Genomic DNA, 16,923 nt, shown 5'->3' with positions numbered 1-16,923 from the left:
GCCTTGGCAGGATAGGGAGAAAACACATGGGTCACGTCCAGCCAGAGCTTAATCTGTCACCGAAAGTGTCAGACGAGGTGCGCAAGACGACCTGCTACATGTGCGCCTGCCGCTGCGGGATCAACGTGCATATGAAGGGCGGCAAGGTGGCCTATATCGAAGGCAACCGTGACCATCCTGTGAACCAGGGCGTCCTCTGCGCCAAGGGCAGCGCCGGGATCATGCAGCACAACGCGCCGTCGCGTCTGCGTGCGCCGTTGAAGCGGGTCGGGCCGCGTGGCTCGGGCGAGTTCGAGGAGATTTCGTGGGAAGAAGCGCTGGGCATCGCCAAAGGCTGGTTGGAGCCGTTGCGCGCAGAGGCCCCCGAAAAGCTGGCGTTCTTCACAGGGCGCGACCAGTCGCAATCCTTTACGTCTTTCTGGGCGCAGAATTTCGGGACACCGAACTATGCCGCACATGGGGGGTTCTGTTCGGTGAACATGGCCGCCGCTGGCATCTACACGATGGGCGGTGCGTTCTGGGAATTTGGTCAGCCGGACTGGGACCATACCAAGCTCTTCATGCTGTTTGGTGTGGCCGAAGACCATGACAGCAACCCGATCAAGATGGGCCTTGGCAAGATCAAGGCGCGCGGGGCCAAGGTGATTGGCGTCAACCCGATCCGCACCGGGTACAACGCGATTGCGGATGATTGGGTTGGGATCACACCCGGCACTGACGGTTTGTTCATTCTGGCGTTGGTGCATGAGTTGCTGAAAGCGGGGAAGATCGACCTTGATTACCTTGCGCGGTTCACCAACGCGCCAGTGCTGGTGAATGGCGATCCGAAGTCGCCGGAACATGGGCTGTTCCTGAAAGACGACGATGGCAAGCCACTGGTCATGGACCGGGTCACAGGCAAGCTGACCGCGTTCGACAAGCCGGGGGTCAAGCCTGATCTTGCCGCCAGCTACCGCCATGCCGGGATCACCCACAAGCCGGTGATGCACCTGTTGGCCGAGCGTTACCTTGACCCGCAATACGCGCCCGAAAACGTGGCCGACACATGCGGTGTGTCGGCAGAGCGTATCAAGCGCATCGCGGCCGAGATCGCGCGGGTGGCGTTTGAGGAAGCGATTGAAATTGATCAAGAATGGACCGATTTCCGGGGGGAGAAACACGCAAAAATGGTGGGGCGTCCTGTGTCCTTCCACGCAATGCGGGGCATCTCTGCGCATTCCAACGGCTTCCAGACTTGTCGCGCGTTGCATGTGCTGCAAATCCTGCTGGGCAGTGTCGAAACCCCCGGCGGGTTCCGGTTCAAGCCGCCGTATCCCAAACCCGCGACGGCGCATCCCAAACCGCATTGCAAGGTGACTCCGGGCAAGCCGCTGGACGGTCCGCATCTTGGGTTCGTGCACGGGCCTGATGATCTGTGCCTCAAGGACGACGGCACGCCTGCGCGCATCGACAAGGCGTTCACCTGGGAAAACCCGATGAGCGCGCATGGGCTGATGCATATGGTCATCTCGAACGCCTATGCGGGTGATCCTTACAAGATCGACACGCTGTTCATGTATATGGCCAACATGTCGTGGAATTCGTCGATGAACACGACGGGCGTTATGAAGATGCTCACCGATACGGATGAGAACGGTGACTACGTGATCCCGCGCATCATCTATTCCGATGCGTATTCCTCGGAAATGGTCGCCTACGCAGACCTGATCCTGCCCGATACGACTTATCTGGAACGTCACGATTGTATCTCATTGCTCGACCGCCCGATCTGCGAGGCGGATGCGGCGGCGGACGCGATCCGCTGGCCTGTTGTGGAGCCTGACCGCGATGTGCGCGGCTTCCAGTCGGTGTTGTGTGAGCTTGGTGCCAAGCTGAACCTGCCGGGGTTTGTGAACGAAGACGGCAGCCAGAAATATGCGGATTACGCTGACTACATTACCCACCACCAGCGCCGCCCCGGTATTGGCCCCTTGGCGGGCTTCCGTATGGGGGAAACCGGGCTGACCGAAGGGCGCGGTGACGTGAACGAAGGCCAGCTTGACAGCTATATCGCCAATGGCGGGTTCTGGTCATCGCATGTGCCGGACCAAGGGTTGTACTACAAACCGTGGAACAAGGCGTATCAGGATTGGGCGGTGGAAATCGGCCTCTACGATGCGCCCGCGCCGTATATCTTCCAGCTTTACGTCGAACCGATGCGCAAGTTCCAATTGGCTGCCGAAGGGCATGGCGACCGTCAGCCGCCGGATCACCTGCGCGACCGGATCAAGCACACGCTGGACCCGCTGCCGATCTGGTACGCTCCGTTCGAGGACGGGCGCGTTGATACCGAAGAATTCAACATCCACGCACTGACGCAGCGACCTATGGCGATGTATCATTCGTGGGGTACGCAGAACGCATGGTTGCGGCAAATCCACGGGCACAACCCGATGTATCTGCCAACCAAGCTGTGGGAACAGCATGGGTTCAAGACTGGCGAATGGGCCAAGGTCACATCTGCACATGGAGAGATCACCGTGCCAGTCGCCCATATGGCGGCGCTGAACGAAAACACGATCTGGACATGGAACGCGATTGGCAAGCGCAAGGGCGCGTGGGCGCTCGACAAAGACGCGCCCGAGGCGACCAAGGGCTTTCTGCTCAACCACCTGATCCACGAATTGCTGCCGCCCAAGGGCGACGGGTTACGCTGGGCCAATTCCGATCCGATCACCGGGCAGGCGGCGTGGTTCGATCTGCGGGTGAAGATCGAAAAGGTCGACGCCGTGGCAGAGGCACACCCTGTGCAACCGCCGATCAAATCCCCCGTGGGCCAAGGCCCGGATGAACTGCGCTGGAAGGTCGAGACATGAACGGGCCAATGAAAGCAACGCTCGGCCTGATCGTCGTGATCTTGCTGGGCATGGTGGGAAGCTTCATCTGGTTTGTGAAAACCTGGGACAAGGACGCCGAACCGGCCCTGAGCCATGTCCCGGCAATTGAGGTCTTGGAAGAGGAGCACCGCGCATGACGATGCTACCCGAGAAAACCGAACGCAAAATGGGCTTGGTCATCGACCTTGATACCTGCGTCGGGTGCCATGCCTGCGTGATTTCCTGCAAAGGCTGGAACACCGAGAATTACGGCGCGCCGTTGTCGGATCAGGACCCGTATGGCGCGAACCCGTCGGGTACATTCCTCAACCGCATCCATTCCTATGAGGTGCAGCCCGAAAGCGGCCCGGCGCAACTGATCCATTTCCCCAAATCCTGCCTGCATTGCGAAGACGCGCCCTGCGTCACGGTCTGTCCAACTGGCGCAAGCTACAAGCGGGTTGAGGACGGGATTGTTCTGGTCAATGAAAAAGACTGCATCGGCTGTGGTCTGTGTGCATGGGCCTGCCCTTACGGCGCGCGCGAGTTGGATCAGGCGGAAGGGGTGATGAAGAAATGCACCCTTTGTGTGGATCGCATCTACAACGACAACCTGCCCGAGGAAGACCGCGTGCCCGCCTGCGTGCGGACATGCCCATCGAACGCGCGGCATTTCGGCGATCTAGGGGATCCTGACAGTGAGGTCAGCCAGTTGGTGGCCGAACGCGGCGGGATGGATTTGATGCCGGAACAGGGCACCAAGCCGGTGAACAAATACCTGCCACCACGGCCCAAGGACAGACTCAACGAAAGCCCGCGCGAAGAGATTGATATCCTCGCGCCCCTGCTTGCCCCCGTCGCGGAAGAACCAAAAGGCTTCCTTGGCTGGCTCGACAAAACGCTGGAGAAGATCTGATGCACCCGGCCCCGTCTATCATTGCGTTCAGCACGTTTTCCGGCCTTGGTTTGGGCCTGCTCTTTTGGCTGGGCGTGGACACAACCGCGCCGACCGGATGGGTGGCGTTTGCATTCTTTGCCATTGGCTACATCTTCGCGGTTGGCGGACTGATTTCATCGACCTTCCACCTTGGCCGCCCCGAACGGGCGATTAAAGCGTTCACGCAGTGGCAGACAAGCTGGCTCAGCCGAGAGGCGTGGTGCGCGGTTGCGGCACTTGTCTCGATGGGAATTTACGCGTTCCTGTTGGTGTTCTTCGACACGCAAATCCACGTCCTTGGCTGGATCGGTGCGTTCTTTTGCCTGATGACGGTGTACACGACGTCGATGATCTATGCGCAGCTCAAAACTGTGCCGCGGTGGAACACGGTTCTTACTTCGGTTCTGTTCATCGCCCTGTCTATCGCAGGCGGCGCGCTTTTGTCGGGTCGCGTGACCATCGCGCTTGTGCTGCTGGTGATTGCAGGCGGGCTGCAGTTCGTCTGGTGGAAAACCGGTGATACGCGGTTCAAGGAAAGCGGGACGGACATGAACACCGCGACGGGCCTTGGCAATATCGGAGAGGTCCGCGCGTTCGAGCCGCCGCATACCGGGACGAATTATCTGCTGAATGAAATGGTCTATACCATTGGCCGCCGCCATGCAGAAAAACTGCGCCTGATCGCGCTGGCGTTGATGTTGGTGGTGCCGGTCTTGTTGTTGATGCTGCCGTTTCCACACGTCTTCGGAGTGCTCGCGTTGCTCAGCCATGTGGCGGGTGTGCTTGTTTCGCGGTGGCTTTTCTTTGCCGAGGCAGAGCATGTCGTCGGCCTCTATTACGGGATGCGCTGAATCATGTCATTCATGCCGGGGTTCGATCCGCGTTGGGCCAATGTGCCGGATTACATTCTGGGGATTACCAAGGATATCTGGGAAGATCGCGGGATCCACACGCTGCACGACTACTACGGACCTGACCTCGTCGTTCGCTCACCTGCATCCGTGATCAAGGGCAATGCGGGGATTATCGCGGCAACGCAGGCAACGCTGGCTGAATTTCCAAACCGCGAATTGCTTGGGGAAGACGTGATATGGTGTCCGACGGGCGAAGACAGCTTCCTGTCATCCCACCGGCTCTATTGCACGGCGACCCATGAAGGCGCAGGCATGTACGGTGCGCCCACCGGGCACAAACTTGCGTATCGCATTCTTGCTGATTGCTGGTGCCGCGAAAACGGTGTTCAGGACGAATGGCTGGTCCGCGACCAGGGCGCGATTGTGCGCCAGATGGGGCAGGATGTCGTAACCTGGACGCGCGACCTGATTGCGCGTGAAGGTGGTCCTGACGCCTGCGTCAAACCGATGACACCTGCCACCGATCTTCCGGGGCCCTATTCCGGCAAAGGCAATGACAGCGAATGGGGCGAAAAGCTTGCTGATATCCTGACGCGGATGGCGTCTGCAGAGATGTCGATTGTCCCTACCGAATATGATCGCGCGGCGGAATTGGCCTATCCGGGTAACGTTGACGGCGTCGGGCACCAGGATGCGGACCGGTTCTGGATGTCGCTACATGCGGCGTTTCCCAATGCCGCGTTCTCGATTGACCACGCGGTTGGCATGGACGACCCACTGTCGCCACCGCGTGCAGCGGTGCGCTGGTCCTTACACGGCGCGCATGCCGGCTGGGGCATGTTCGGCACGCCGACCCAGGCAGAGGTTTACATCATGGGAATCACCCATGCTGAATTCGGCCCTTATGGTGTACGCAGGGAATGGACACTGATCGACGAGACCGCGATCTGGAAACAGATATTGCTGGGCACCGGCGATCTGTAAGACGCGTCGCGTTTGCCGGTTCACGTCGTGCCGCGTTTGACCAGTTCAACAGCAAGCGGGTCCGGCGCATCCACGCGCTCCCCGCTGATTTCCGTGATGAGTGCCGCCACCGTCGCATCCACCATCGCCGCCGCGTTCTGCCGAACCGTCGTCAGATCATAGGCAGGCCAACCCGCGCTGGGCACATCGTCAAAGCCCACCACGGCAACGTCTTGCGGCACACGTAATCCGAGTTCCGCCCGCAAAACATCCATCACGCCAAACGCCATGTAGTCGTTGGCCACAAAAACGGCATCCGGCCGCGCATCGGTGTCAAACATGCGCCGCGCCGCATCCTTTGCGCGATTGAGCCGAAAATCCCCCACCTCGCGCGCATAAAGGCCCAGACCCGCGGCGCGCAGCCCTTCCATAAAGCCCGCCTCGCGATCACGCTGCGTGCTTGCGCCTTCCCAACCCGCAATATGGCCAATCCGCGTGCGCCCAAGGTCAATCAAATGCTGTGCCACGATCTGTCCGCCCGTTCGGTTGTCCGACACAACCGCAAGCTCGCCTTCGATCTCGACCTTCCGGTTGAACAACACAACCGGAACCCCCGATGCACGGCACCGATCCGCAAGATCAGAGCTAAGCGCAACTGACGCCAGCACCAGCCCGTCAACCTGATAGTCCAGGATCTGGCTCACCACATCTTCGATATCGCTGGCGGTGTGCGAGGCCATGAAAACCAGCACGTGATACCCTTCGCGCTCCAGCGCCTCGGACAAAAGCTCAAGGATCTTCGGGTAGAAATGGTTGTCGAGATAGGCAACCACCAGCCCGATGATCTTGCTCTTGCCGGTCAGCATGGCACGGGCCAGAACGTTCGGGCGATATCCAAGCGCATCCGCCGCGTCGCGGACTTTTTGCGCGGTGCGTTCACTGACCGACGCGCCCGGTGTAAACACCCGGCTGACCGCAGAGCGGCTGACGCCCGCGCGTTTGGCAACGTCCAGAGACGTCACCTTCCCGGTCGGGCTCATGGTTCGGGTGGGGCCTTTTCGCCCCTGTCAAAGGCTTCCCAGCCTTCGCCGTTGAACACGTCAACGCCCAGTTGGGCCAGCACGTGGGGGAAATCGACCATCACGTAATTGTCGACGATTTTTCCATCCACGACCTTCCAGAAATCCATGTAGCGGATGGTGACCTTCTTGCCGGTCGGCTCTACCCCCATGAACATTCCGGAATGCACGGCCTCTTGCCGACCAAAGGCCGCCGCCCATTCGCCCATGTAAAGGCGCGCTTCGTCGATACAGACCTTGTCGGAAAACGCGGCCTGGAACGGCTTTTGCCAATTTTCCTGAAAGTCCCGCAAGCCCTCTTTGGTTCCGCACCCTGTGTTGCCCATCCAGCGGAAGCCTTCCGCGAAAAACTCGCCGATATCGGCGATGCGATGATCGTTCAGACCATCAACCATCCCTTCGATCACGCGTCGCGTGTCGTCTGTTTTGGACAAATCCGTGTCGCGGGTCAGAACCGCCTGTTCCGGTCGTGCGCCAGCCATGTTACCTCGCTGCATGCGTTTGCAAGACAGTGACCGCAACCGCACAGGTTTGGCAAGGGCGTTACTTTGACTTCCAGCTGTCCAGCCACCTGCGGATGCCGCTTCGCTTTTCGGCAATGCTGTCACCCGCGGCCTCAAGACCTTCGTTCATGTCTTCCAGAACCGGATCGATCCGGGCCTGACGGAAGCGTCTCCACCGGACCCAAATCGCCCAGAAGATCGCGGCAAGCGTGGTCAGGATGATGATATTGATCCAGGGGATGATCCGCTGATCCGGACTGTCCACCGCGCGAATCGAGATCGCGTTTGGAAAGATGGTCAGGAATTCGTTCCGCCACCCGTAATGCCGGATCACGACCCATTGCGGATCGGCCGACGTGCTGCGCAGGTCTGCCGCTTCGGCCTGCAGGTTGGAGGTGTCGAACTTGAAATACGGCGGCCAGCCCCAGCTGGTGTCCTCGTTTCGGTACACCATGACCTTGCCATTGGTCAGAACGGCCGAGATGAAGAACACGTCCCGATTGCCTAGGGTCGCATCGCTGCCCGCATCCGCCGATGCCCAGAACCAGCGGTTTTCACCGGGGTCGATGCGGCGCACTTCAGTGTCGGTGATCCGTGCCACGTCATGTTGCGGCAGCGTGTAATGCAGGAACGCCGCGAAAAGGGACCAGAACGTCAGGATGATAGCCCACTTGATATAACCCACGGCGGTGTCCCCCTAGTGGAAATTCGTGAAATAGATGATCGCAGACATAAGCGTCAGGGGCACAATATACACCCCCAGAATAAGCTTGCGGCGCAGAGATCCGTCATACTCGCGCAAACCGGCCTCGACAAAGGTCTCTCGGTCGCCCTGCTGGATGTCTTCGTCCCATTCCTTTTCCAGTTTATCGCGCCGCACCGCGCGGGAATAGAGCGACACGCAGATATAGACGACACTCAGGACAAGAAACCCGATCACCAACAACCGACCAAGTGCAAACATAGTTACCTCCGTACAGCGCCCCAGGGGCCAACGCGCGCCACGATATCGTCGCGGATTGGTGCCGGTTCTTCAAGCGGCGCGTCATGGCCGAAGAGCGCCTCGCGCGCACCGGCCTTGTCGGCCACGTATTCACGGGTCAGGAAATCGACGACATAGGCCTTCTTGGTGTCGCTCCAGCCGCGATAGCGGCGGTAGAACTCTTCCTTGTGGCAGATATAAAGCTGCCGGATATCCTTGGGCGACAGTTCTGACAGCAACATGTTCACAAGGTCCGCATCCGGCACATCCGCCGCGCGCAGCGTGTAGAAATAGGCCGGATGGTCGCTGCTGATCCGCGGCCAGCTTGCGTCGCCTTCCGCCCATTGCACAAGCTTCTGAAGCGCGTGCCATTCCGGCGGCAACCGATCCGAGATGCGCCGCGCCAGACCGCGAATGTCGCGCCTTGTGGCCCCGGTCAGATCGACCTGCGCATCACCGGCTGCATCGACCACGATGAAATCCATCTTCTGCCGCAGGATCGCCGCCGCATCAATGCCACGCGCCTTGACGATGGGTTCCACCAGATCGTTGTATTCCAGAAATTTCGCGATTTGGTTGCGATGCTTGAAGCCGAAACTGTACTTGATGGGCACGTCCTCCACCGCCTCACCCGACGAAATCACCGCCGGGTGATCCATCCCCTGAAAGACATAGAGCCCGCCGAAATGGCTGGTGTGGAAATTCTCCTGGCTGAAGCTCATCTCCTTGAGCCGCACCGGATTGCGCACCACGTCACCCGTGCGTTTCGCGAGGCCGATCATCTCTGCAATCAGCACGTCATCGTGCCAACCGTCGTCTTCCGTCTTGAACCGGTCCACGAGAGAGGCCAGCCTGTCCGCATCGCGCAGCGTGCCTTGGGTCGTATCCGCCTCGATCGTGATTGTGCCGATATCAAACAGGCGCGCGGGGCTGGTGACGTCAAACACCGAATTCACCAGCTCCCCCGCCACCGCATCCTTGGCGGTGAGCGCGAACAACTGGCTTTCGTTCGCTTCAATGAACTGCCGCAAAATCCCCCGCGAGGTCGAGAACTTCGCCTCGAGCAGCGGCGCCGTCTTCTGTTGCGTCGTCAGCAGAATGAACTGCCGGTTCACCCCGTTGTGGTTGAGGTAGAGCGGATCGTTCAATTCGTCCCCGATCTCGGGTGAGAAGCCAGAGATGTCGATGTGGAAATCGGTTTGTTCGGTGGTCTTGCCCGTCAGATGTTTGAGCGCCCGGTTGTACCGCTCCACCAGCGCAGGTGAGGTCACATGGATCAGGTTGCCGAACATCAGGCCGGATTGGATGAGGCGGTTCATGCTTTACACCTAACACATAGCACAAAGCGATGCGCCCGACCCGAGGGTGGGTGCGGAACGCGCCCGCCCTGGGGGGCGGGTCGGGCGCGTCGCGGCTTTGCCGCGCAGGCTGAAGCCCTCACAAGAAGTCTGTTTGGTGAAAGATTAATTCGCCTCATTTTCGATCCATTCGCCGAACTAATATTTGCCGAACGTCGCCAATTACTTTTTCATATTCCTCGTGCGTCGGATCTTCAGCGGAACTAAAGGCTACTCTCGCGACTTCCGGGAGGCTTCTTCGAGCATCCGGTGTGCTTCTATCTTTGTTGAGTTGATAATACTCTTGCTGAGCCAAAAGCACTCTTTGCTCTATGCGTAACAGCTCTGCTTCGAGCGTTTCGATCTCAACGCCCCAAAGAGCTGCACTTTCAATTATATCACCGTATTGCTCGTCGCGAATGCGCTCCAAGCGCTGCCAACGAATGATTGTCGCACCTTCTGTCGTATCATCATATTCTGTACCAACATCTTCCAATTCTCGTTTGGCTTTTGCCAGTTCTCCAGCAAAGAAGAATGCGCCTCGCACACCTTTGAAAGCATCATAACGCTTCCGAAATCCTACAAAAAGGCGGCGGGCTAGTTCATCTTCTTGCTCCCATTTTCGTTGTTTTTTCCATCGGTCCAAACCGAAACCAGCAATTGTAGCGCCTGCCAAAGCTGCCACACCCGTGATGAGCGAGCCAAATGCAGAAAGAATATCTGGTGTGTGCGGTAACTCGTACACTTACCCCTTCCCCTCCAAATACCGCCGCTTCGCCTCTTCCTGACGCCCAAAGTCCCGCACCATCGCGTCAATCGCCACCTCATCCGACTTGTCAGCGTACCTGAACTCGGAATCCGCGTAGCGGTTGATCTCCTGGATCACCATCTCGACCGTGATCGGCCGCCGCAACTCCTCGATCATCGCGGCCTTCTCGTCATACGGTTTGAACAGGAACAGCTCCGGCTGCTCCATCCATTCATCCGGCAATTCAAAATCCATCGCGCGGACCTTCACCGCATCGGTGATGTTCTTGATCGCCCGGCCCGTAAAGCGCGGGTCGGCCTCCTGAATGGCCTTGAGGTAGGTGCCCATCTTGGCAATCGTGTCGAGCGCACCAATGTCCGACGACACACGGTCATAGACCTCCAGCAGCCCAATCTCTTTAGGCCGGTTGTGCGATTCAAACGACGCCGCGACCGCTTTCTTGATCTGTTGCGCGGCATAGAGTTCATGGTCGCCCAAGGGAATGTCGTGCTTCTTGCCCATGAGCAGCGCAAGGATGTCGATGTAATCCTCCCGCGTCTGTGGCCCGTCCACGAGGAACCGCGCCCCCGCCCGCTGGCGTAGTGCGTCGTCCACGTTCTCGGGGTAGTTCGAAAACATCCCGAACGTGCAGTTCCCTCGAACGACCGTGTTGGCCCCGGCAAACGCCTCCATGAACACCGCCGTGACCTCTTGCTGGCCCGCGCTGGACTGCCGGTCTCCCCGCTTGCCCGCGATCTGGTCGATGTCGTCAATGGTGCCGAACCCGATCACCGACGGGTCCAGCACGTTGTTGATAAACGCCTTAGCGTTCTGGCCGGATTTGCCTTGGTAGCTGTCGATATTGTCGATGCCGAAGTTCTGGTAGCGGAACGGATAGCCCGCCACCTGACAATACTCGTTCACCATTCCCGCCATCATCTGAATGAGCGTGGTTTTCCCGGTTCCCGGCGCGCCATCGCCCATGAAGGTGAAGATGAAGCCCCCCAGTTCCGCAAAAGGGTTCAACCGGCGTTCAAAATCATAAGCCATCAGCATCTTGGCCAGCCGCATCGCCTGATACTTGGCGATATGGTTGCCCACCACTTCGTTCGGCTTTTTGAACTGCATGGTGAGCGTGGTGCCCTTGGCCTTGGACGCAGGCGTGAAGCCCCGGATTGTCAGGTCATCTGCCTCCACCCGCCAGTTGGCAGACGCAAACGCCCCCAACCGCCCCGCATTCTGTGCGCGCAGGGACACCCGTTCCATGAACTGTTCGGCAAACGCCAGCACCGTCGCGATCAGCCGCGCGTCATCGCTGGCATGCAGCGTCAGCTTCTGGTCCAACTCCCAAAGCGCGCCATGCAGGGCAAGCTGCGCATTGTCGGTGAGAACCTCCTGCACTTCGCCGATTTCAACCGAAACCTCACTCGCCTGCGAAGCCAGCAGATAGGCGCAGGCATTAGCAAAAACATGCCCCAGCGCCAACGCTTCGGCCTCCAAAAGCGCGGTGAACTCCGCCTTGCGATCTGCACCCAAAGATCCCTGCAAATTCGCGCGCTTCAGATCGGCCAATCCCGTCGCCTCTGAAAACGCCTCGCCCATCGCCAAGGCAATCGCCAGCCCGCGCCGCAGGCCATGCATGACCGATGCCTGTGCCGGAGAGACAAGCGGATCATCGTCATCCGATGCTGCAATCCTGTCCAACAGGTGCACCCCTTCGGCCCGCGCCGTGGATCGGGTGACCAATCCCGGTGTCGTGGTCCGAAACCGCCGCCGCGTGCCAAGGCCTGCCGACCGCTCTGCCACGGCAGGCTGCGTCCCGGCAGCAATGCGCGGCGTGTGATCAAACCCGTCAAGCAACGCATTGGCAGCCGGATAATGCTTCACAATTTCGCTTTCGCGCAGTTCCATCAGATCCGAGGTCACAGACATGGGCGCATCCCCTGTTTCTTCTTTTTACAAATATGCACGGCCTGACAGTTCCACAGGCGGTCCATTCAATAACTCAGCACCCGACCATTATCGCTCACCACGAATTTGCGGACAGACCCAAAGCCGGGTGGGTTGCGTTCGGACAAAACCTGGAAGGGGCGTTCCGGCATGATAACCATGCGCTGCGTCGTGGTTGTGCCGGTTTCGGCCCCGCGCCCGGCGAAGGGATCAAGTGCAAACACCTCGCGCTCTACTCTGGAAAACCAACCGGATTTTTCTTCGCGGACGTGCTCGCTTGCCAGCTCTTCCAGCGTCCAGGCCAGCGCCCAATCCTGCCCTTCCGGGGCGCGCGCCTGTTCCAGCACATCCCGGATTGGTCCGGATTGCTGCGTAAAGCTGTGCGAATACATCGGGCCGATGTGAAAACGACGCAGTCGTTTTGGGTGCAGGTGATCAAAAGTTTCGTCAAACCCCTGCGCAATGGTCAAAAGCTTCAACCCACCCAGGGACTGCGCCATGAGATGTGCCTGCACTTCGGGCCAGCGCCGGTCGTCTTTCGGCAAAGCGTCGCGCCCGCTGTCCTCGACCTCCATCAGGTAGATCGTCGGCAGGTTCAGTTGGCTGTCATAGACGCCCCAATGCAACAGGTAACGTCTGCGCGGTTCGACCCCGTCCAGCCACAGGCATTGCGGGTCATTGCGCGCCCAGAACAGTTTCCCGCGTGTGAGGTCTTCATAATAGAGACGCTGACTCAACGAGAATTGTAACCGTGTCGGGATCGACTGGTCTCCGATAATCTCGGCAACCATCTGGTCTTTGAGCGCATCGGTGGAGGGCATGGTTTTCAGATGCTGCTCCGCCTGCGCGGCATCGTTGGCCATCACCAGAAGCTCTGTCGTGGTGGGAAAGCCGCTGTCTTTGACGTCCATCGTCAGTGACCCAAAGAACTGCCCGGTGTCACGACCGACCAGCAGGTACTTCATCGACAGGGCGCGAAAGGTCAGGGCGATGCTGGTGACATAGCGCGCCACCACTTCAACCTCGTCCTTGGTCAGCCGCTTTTCCACATGCAGCATCGCGGCGACCCGGCCCAGATGGGTGAGGATCTTGTCGAACTTGGCGAAATAGCGACGGCTGGCTTGGGTGTCGGGCAGGCCGCGGTGGTCTTTGCGCGTGTCAGTCATTGTTTGACGTCGGCAACTGACCCAATCGGCGGCCCGGCAAAACCACGATCAGAAAAGCAAGTTTAACAGAAGCCATCGCTGCTTACGCCCCGTACAGGTTCTTGTCGTGTTTCTCGACAATCGCCTGGAACCGACGGGCAAAGCGCTCGTCCGCCTTGGCCTTCGCCTCCAGCACCTCGCGGGCAAAGACCATATGGTCCTCGTGGCTTTCCAGCATATCCGCCATTCGCTGATTTGTTGCGGCCCCGATCCCGGCCATCGCGGATTGCGCTTCCTGATCGGTTTGCACACCGATTTCATTGATCCGGTGCGCCACATCTTGCTGTTGTGCGGTCTTCAACGACTTGGTCAGCGCATCATACAGGACAACGCGTTGTTTGGTGTCTGTCTGCAGCTTGTTGATCAGCACCATCTGCGTCGCCGCTTGGTTCTGCAGTGAGTCGATCCAGGTCTTGCCCTTCTCGATATAGCGTTCCAGCGTCTGCGATTTGGCCAGCTTGACCTGTTCGTCCTGCACCAGCGCGTTATAGGCAGCGTTCAATTCCGCCAGTTCGGTTTCCAGTTTGGTGCGCGCTGCTGCATCCTGTTCGACGCTGATCTTGTTTTCCAGTTCAATGATCTTCGGATCCATCCCGAGGATATCTGCGCGGACGGCTTCCAGCTCGCCCACGGTTGCTTCCCGGTCGTCCAGCGTTTCGGACAGGTTTGCCTCAACCTTGTCCTTTTGTTCGTTCAGCAGGTTCAGCTGGCCTTGAAGCAGCGTGACGATCACATCGGACTTCGCGATCAGATCCTGAAGCTTGTCGTCGATTGACGCCGTCTTCATCCGCTCCTGGCGCATGGATTCAGATTTCCCGCGCGAAAAGAACCCGACAAAGCTTTCCCAACCGGTCTTGGACCGCATCTCGTCAAAATCTTTTGAAAAGGCGGCAGTCACATCGTCCAAACCCATGATCAGTTCGGCAATGTTGGCGTTCATCACGTCGGTATGGGCATGGACATCATCGAGCGTGGCATTTTCTATGTCGAAAGTGACGTCATCACCCGATTTCATCTGCGCCCGGGCGGTTTCGATGCGGGTTGTCAGTTCGGCAATCTTGGCCTGCGCCTCTGCGACCTGCGCCTGGCTCTCGCGCACCTGCGTATCAAATTCCGCCATTTCAGTCCCTCCGATCAATGCTTTGAAGCAAATATAGGGAATGTTAAGATGATTTACATCCCCGGTTGTTCGATATGTCAGGCGAGTTTTGCAAATGCCGCGATGAAAAGAAAGCCGCGATGGGGTAGGGCGCGACCGCAAATTCACTTGCCAATTCCGCAAGAATGAAAGACGGGTTTCTTTTGAACAACGATGGAGGGGCGCGATGTCTTGGTCGCCGGATAAAACGCAGGTCAAAAGTTGGAACGAGTGGGACACCCTACGCCATGTGATCGTGGGCAAAGCAGATGACTGCCACATCCCCCCGGAAGAACCTGCGCTTGATGCCAAAGTGCCCGAAGACAGCGACATGCGCGGCCAATGGGGTCGCCGCCCGCAGGAAACCATCGACCGCGCCAACGAACTGCTCGACACCTTCGCCGATCAGCTGCGCAAACGTGGCATCCGGGTGGATCGCCCGACGCCCACGGATTTCAGCCTGCCCGTGACCACGCCTGATTTTCACACCGACAGCCAGTTCGGCTGCATGCCGCCGCGCGATGTGCTCTTGACCGTGGGCCACGAAATCCTTGAGGCCACGATGTCCTATCGCTGCCGCTGGTTTGAATACCTCTGTTTCCGGCCGTTGATGCAGAAATACTGGGAGGAAGATCCCAATTTCCGCCACGAGGCCGCGCCGAAACCGCGCCTGACAGACGCAGATTACCACGACGATTACCTGTCTGAGGCAATCGGTATCGAAAAGCGTCTCAAATGGACGGCAGAAAAGCACTTTGTCACAACCGAGGAAGAGCCGTTGTTCGATGCGGCTGACGTTCTGCGGTTTGGCAAAGACCTGATCGTGCAGCACGGGTTCACCACGAACCTCAAGGGCATCGAATGGTTGCGCCGTCACTTCCCCGATCACCGCGTCCGCGCGGTGAATTTCCCGGGTGATCCGTACCCGATCCACATCGACGCAACCTTCACACCGCTGCGTCCCGGTCTGATCCTGAACAACCCGAACCGGCGTCTGCCTGACGAACAGCGGGAGTATTTCAAGAAGAACGATTGGGAAATCGTCGATGCCGCGCAACCGGCGCATAACACGCCGCCACCGCTGTGCTATTCGTCCACCTGGCTGTCGATGAACGTTCTGGTGCTGGATCCCAAAACCGTCTGTGTCGAGGCGTCCGAGGTCTACCAGATGGAGCAGATGGACAAGCTGGGGATGGAGGTCATCCCGGTGGAATTGCGCGACGCCTATGCCTTTGGCGGAGGCCTGCATTGCTGCACGGCTGACGTATATCGCGACGGCGATTGCGAGGATTACTTCCCCGTTCAGTGACCGGGAAGCGATTTCGAAATCGCTTGAGAAAGGCTCTTCAAAGAGCCTTCCTACCCGATCTTGGTCGCGCGCCCCAGTACATCCACGCCCTGCTGTGCCCAGAGGTGCAGCAGGTCGATGAAAATCCAGTTCTCGGCCAGCTTGTCCCCCTCCCGCCGGTAAAAATCGATGACCCGGAATTCCACCCGACCGGGCGTCGCGGGCATGCCCATGAACCCTCCGACATGCTCGGCGGTAAAGTTGGGCCAACCAAAGAACCCCCCGAAATGGCCTTCGGCGGTGCGGCAGATATGGTTGGTTTTTGACCGGTTGGTAAAAGCCGCGCGAAAAGGCCCGGAATGCTGCGCGGCATACCGCGGGATCGTGTAGGTCGCGCCAACCCCTTCTGGCCCCCACCAGATCATGTCTTCATGCCATGTCCGGCGCAGTTCATCTTCCAGCGGCAAACCAAGGTTCCATTCCCCCAGATCGCCCACCATCGCATTGATCGCATCTAGCGTCGCGCGGCTTTGGGCATGGGGGGCATCGTCGAACAACAGGCCGCCATGCGTGGCAGGCCCGGGTTGGACCAGATGCGCTGCGGTTTGCGGTGGAAACGGATTCTGCCCCGCCTGAACCATGAGATGGGGAATGTCGAAATACATCGCCTCTTCGGTGATCCGCCCGTTTTCGACCTTGTGAAAGGCGCCGAACCGCAACATCGCGATCTTGCGCGTGGGCCGGATGCCCAGCCACGGGTGATCGAACAGCCCCATCAGATGCCCCATCGACGCCACCCAGACCGCTCCGTCCTCGGACATGTGATGCCGTCCGGCAAAGAACAGGTCGGTTCGGCGCTGCATCGCGGTGAGCGCGGTTTTCAACGGTTGCCAGAACTGCGCGGCCACGGCATCCGGGTCGGTCAGCAGCCCGAAAGGATGATACCCGCGCCAGACAAGATCGGGCGCGCAGTAGTCCGCCATGACGCCGGGAACTGCGTTGGTCTCAGCGTTGGACAGGGCCGCATAGTAATCGCGGACGAGTTGCTTTTCAGATTGGAAGCCGGGCATCGAACACCTTTGCA

16 protein-coding genes are annotated in these 16,923 nt (G+C 59.1%); 6 read left to right on the top strand and 10 right to left on the bottom strand.

Annotated elements, in window-relative coordinates; all coding sequences use genetic code 11:
- Positions 1-26: 26 nt before the first annotated feature.
- The 5 genes from MWU54_RS15915 to MWU54_RS15895 are packed head-to-tail and all read left to right on the top strand — an operon-like array spanning position 27 to position 5,630.
- Positions 27-2,855, top strand: a complete 2,829-nt coding sequence (locus MWU54_RS15915) for a molybdopterin oxidoreductase family protein (protein WP_247085668.1) — start codon at positions 27-29, stop codon at positions 2,853-2,855.
- Positions 2,856-2,863: 8 nt separating this feature from the next.
- A complete protein-coding gene (locus tag MWU54_RS15910; protein WP_247085666.1) occupies positions 2,864-3,013 on the top strand; it encodes a hypothetical protein in 150 nt (49 codons plus the stop codon).
- On the top strand, positions 3,010-3,771 hold the full coding sequence (locus MWU54_RS15905; RefSeq protein ID WP_247085664.1) for a 4Fe-4S dicluster domain-containing protein: 762 nt from the start codon (positions 3,010-3,012) through the stop codon (positions 3,769-3,771). The genes MWU54_RS15910 and MWU54_RS15905 overlap by 4 nt, the downstream gene beginning before the upstream one ends.
- Positions 3,771-4,643: a DmsC/YnfH family molybdoenzyme membrane anchor subunit gene (locus MWU54_RS15900; RefSeq protein WP_247085662.1), complete on the top strand. Its 873-nt coding sequence runs from the start codon at positions 3,771-3,773 to the stop codon at positions 4,641-4,643. Before MWU54_RS15905 ends, MWU54_RS15900 begins: the two co-directional genes overlap by 1 nt.
- Before the next feature lie 12 nt (positions 4,644-4,655).
- Positions 4,656-5,630 (top strand): ester cyclase, encoded by a 975-nt coding sequence (locus MWU54_RS15895; RefSeq protein ID WP_247085811.1) that lies wholly within the window; start codon positions 4,656-4,658, stop codon positions 5,628-5,630.
- A 20-nt stretch (positions 5,631-5,650) separates the two neighbouring features.
- Here the strand turns inward: MWU54_RS15895 and MWU54_RS15890 are convergent, their stop codons facing one another.
- From MWU54_RS15890 to MWU54_RS15850, 9 genes are all read right to left on the bottom strand, one after another.
- Complete coding sequence (locus tag MWU54_RS15890) at positions 5,651-6,649, bottom strand: LacI family DNA-binding transcriptional regulator (protein ID WP_247085660.1); 999 nt, start codon at positions 6,647-6,649, stop codon at positions 5,651-5,653.
- The gene (locus MWU54_RS15885; protein WP_247085658.1) at positions 6,646-7,170 is read right to left on the bottom strand and encodes an ester cyclase; all 525 of its coding nucleotides are present in this window, start codon (positions 7,168-7,170) and stop codon (positions 6,646-6,648) included. Before MWU54_RS15885 ends, MWU54_RS15890 begins: the two co-directional genes overlap by 4 nt.
- 61 nt (positions 7,171-7,231) lie before the next feature.
- On the bottom strand, positions 7,232-7,876 hold the full coding sequence (locus tag MWU54_RS15880; RefSeq protein ID WP_247085656.1) for a DUF1523 family protein: 645 nt from the start codon (positions 7,874-7,876) through the stop codon (positions 7,232-7,234).
- 12 nt (positions 7,877-7,888) lie between these two features.
- On the bottom strand, positions 7,889-8,155 hold the full coding sequence (locus tag MWU54_RS15875; RefSeq protein ID WP_247085654.1) for a hypothetical protein: 267 nt from the start codon (positions 8,153-8,155) through the stop codon (positions 7,889-7,891).
- 2 nt (positions 8,156-8,157) lie between these two features.
- Positions 8,158-9,492 carry a DUF6638 family protein gene (locus MWU54_RS15870; protein WP_247085652.1) on the bottom strand — a complete coding sequence of 445 codons (1,335 nt, stop codon included), beginning with the start codon at positions 9,490-9,492 and terminating at the stop codon, positions 8,158-8,160.
- 154 nt (positions 9,493-9,646) lie between these two features.
- Positions 9,647-10,255 (bottom strand): hypothetical protein, encoded by a 609-nt coding sequence (locus tag MWU54_RS15865; RefSeq protein ID WP_247085650.1) that lies wholly within the window; start codon positions 10,253-10,255, stop codon positions 9,647-9,649.
- Complete coding sequence (locus tag MWU54_RS15860) at positions 10,256-12,190, bottom strand: ATP-binding protein (RefSeq protein WP_247085648.1); 1,935 nt, start codon at positions 12,188-12,190, stop codon at positions 10,256-10,258.
- A 65-nt stretch (positions 12,191-12,255) separates the two neighbouring features.
- A complete protein-coding gene (locus MWU54_RS15855; protein WP_247085646.1) occupies positions 12,256-13,374 on the bottom strand; it encodes a hypothetical protein in 1,119 nt (372 codons plus the stop codon).
- Between the two features lie 82 nt (positions 13,375-13,456).
- Positions 13,457-14,533, bottom strand: a complete 1,077-nt coding sequence (locus tag MWU54_RS15850) for a hypothetical protein (RefSeq protein WP_247085644.1) — start codon at positions 14,531-14,533, stop codon at positions 13,457-13,459.
- A 205-nt stretch (positions 14,534-14,738) separates the two neighbouring features.
- Between MWU54_RS15850 and MWU54_RS15845 the strand changes: the two genes are divergently transcribed.
- Positions 14,739-15,860, top strand: a complete 1,122-nt coding sequence (locus MWU54_RS15845; protein ID WP_247085642.1) for a serine/threonine protein kinase — start codon at positions 14,739-14,741, stop codon at positions 15,858-15,860.
- Positions 15,861-15,910: 50 nt separating this feature from the next.
- On the opposite strand, the gene MWU54_RS15840 is transcribed toward MWU54_RS15845, so the two are convergent.
- A complete protein-coding gene (locus MWU54_RS15840; protein ID WP_247085640.1) occupies positions 15,911-16,909 on the bottom strand; it encodes an ester cyclase in 999 nt (332 codons plus the stop codon).
- Between the last annotated feature and the right edge of the window lie 14 nt (positions 16,910-16,923).

It is taken from the genome of Marivita sp. S6314, from assembly GCF_023015985.1.
Taxonomy (GTDB): domain Bacteria; phylum Pseudomonadota; class Alphaproteobacteria; order Rhodobacterales; family Rhodobacteraceae; genus Marivita.
Note: the sequence above shows the minus strand (reverse complement) of the source record. Positions and strands in the feature narration are given on the sequence as shown.

What these genes read in the sequence shown, in the direction of transcription:
- MWU54_RS15915 (WP_247085668.1), top strand. Translation starts at nt 27, where the DNA reads ATGGGTCACGTCCAGCCAGAGCTTAATCTGTCACCGAAAGTGTCAGAC.
- MWU54_RS15910 (WP_247085666.1), top strand. Translation starts at nt 2,864, where the DNA reads ATGAAAGCAACGCTCGGCCTGATCGTCGTGATCTTGCTGGGCATGGTG.
- MWU54_RS15905 (WP_247085664.1), top strand. Translation starts at nt 3,010, where the DNA reads ATGACGATGCTACCCGAGAAAACCGAACGCAAAATGGGCTTGGTCATC.
- MWU54_RS15900 (WP_247085662.1), top strand. Translation starts at nt 3,771, where the DNA reads ATGCACCCGGCCCCGTCTATCATTGCGTTCAGCACGTTTTCCGGCCTT.
- MWU54_RS15895 (WP_247085811.1), top strand. Translation starts at nt 4,656, where the DNA reads ATGCCGGGGTTCGATCCGCGTTGGGCCAATGTGCCGGATTACATTCTG.
- MWU54_RS15890 (WP_247085660.1), bottom strand. Translation starts at nt 6,649, where the DNA reads ATGAGCCCGACCGGGAAGGTGACGTCTCTGGACGTTGCCAAACGCGCG.
- MWU54_RS15885 (WP_247085658.1), bottom strand. Translation starts at nt 7,170, where the DNA reads ATGGCTGGCGCACGACCGGAACAGGCGGTTCTGACCCGCGACACGGAT.
- MWU54_RS15875 (WP_247085654.1), bottom strand. Translation starts at nt 8,155, where the DNA reads ATGTTTGCACTTGGTCGGTTGTTGGTGATCGGGTTTCTTGTCCTGAGT.
- MWU54_RS15870 (WP_247085652.1), bottom strand. Translation starts at nt 9,492, where the DNA reads ATGAACCGCCTCATCCAATCCGGCCTGATGTTCGGCAACCTGATCCAT.
- MWU54_RS15860 (WP_247085648.1), bottom strand. Translation starts at nt 12,190, where the DNA reads ATGTCTGTGACCTCGGATCTGATGGAACTGCGCGAAAGCGAAATTGTG.
- MWU54_RS15855 (WP_247085646.1), bottom strand. Translation starts at nt 13,374, where the DNA reads ATGACTGACACGCGCAAAGACCACCGCGGCCTGCCCGACACCCAAGCC.
- MWU54_RS15850 (WP_247085644.1), bottom strand. Translation starts at nt 14,533, where the DNA reads ATGGCGGAATTTGATACGCAGGTGCGCGAGAGCCAGGCGCAGGTCGCA.
- MWU54_RS15845 (WP_247085642.1), top strand. Translation starts at nt 14,739, where the DNA reads ATGTCTTGGTCGCCGGATAAAACGCAGGTCAAAAGTTGGAACGAGTGG.
- MWU54_RS15840 (WP_247085640.1), bottom strand. Translation starts at nt 16,909, where the DNA reads ATGCCCGGCTTCCAATCTGAAAAGCAACTCGTCCGCGATTACTATGCG.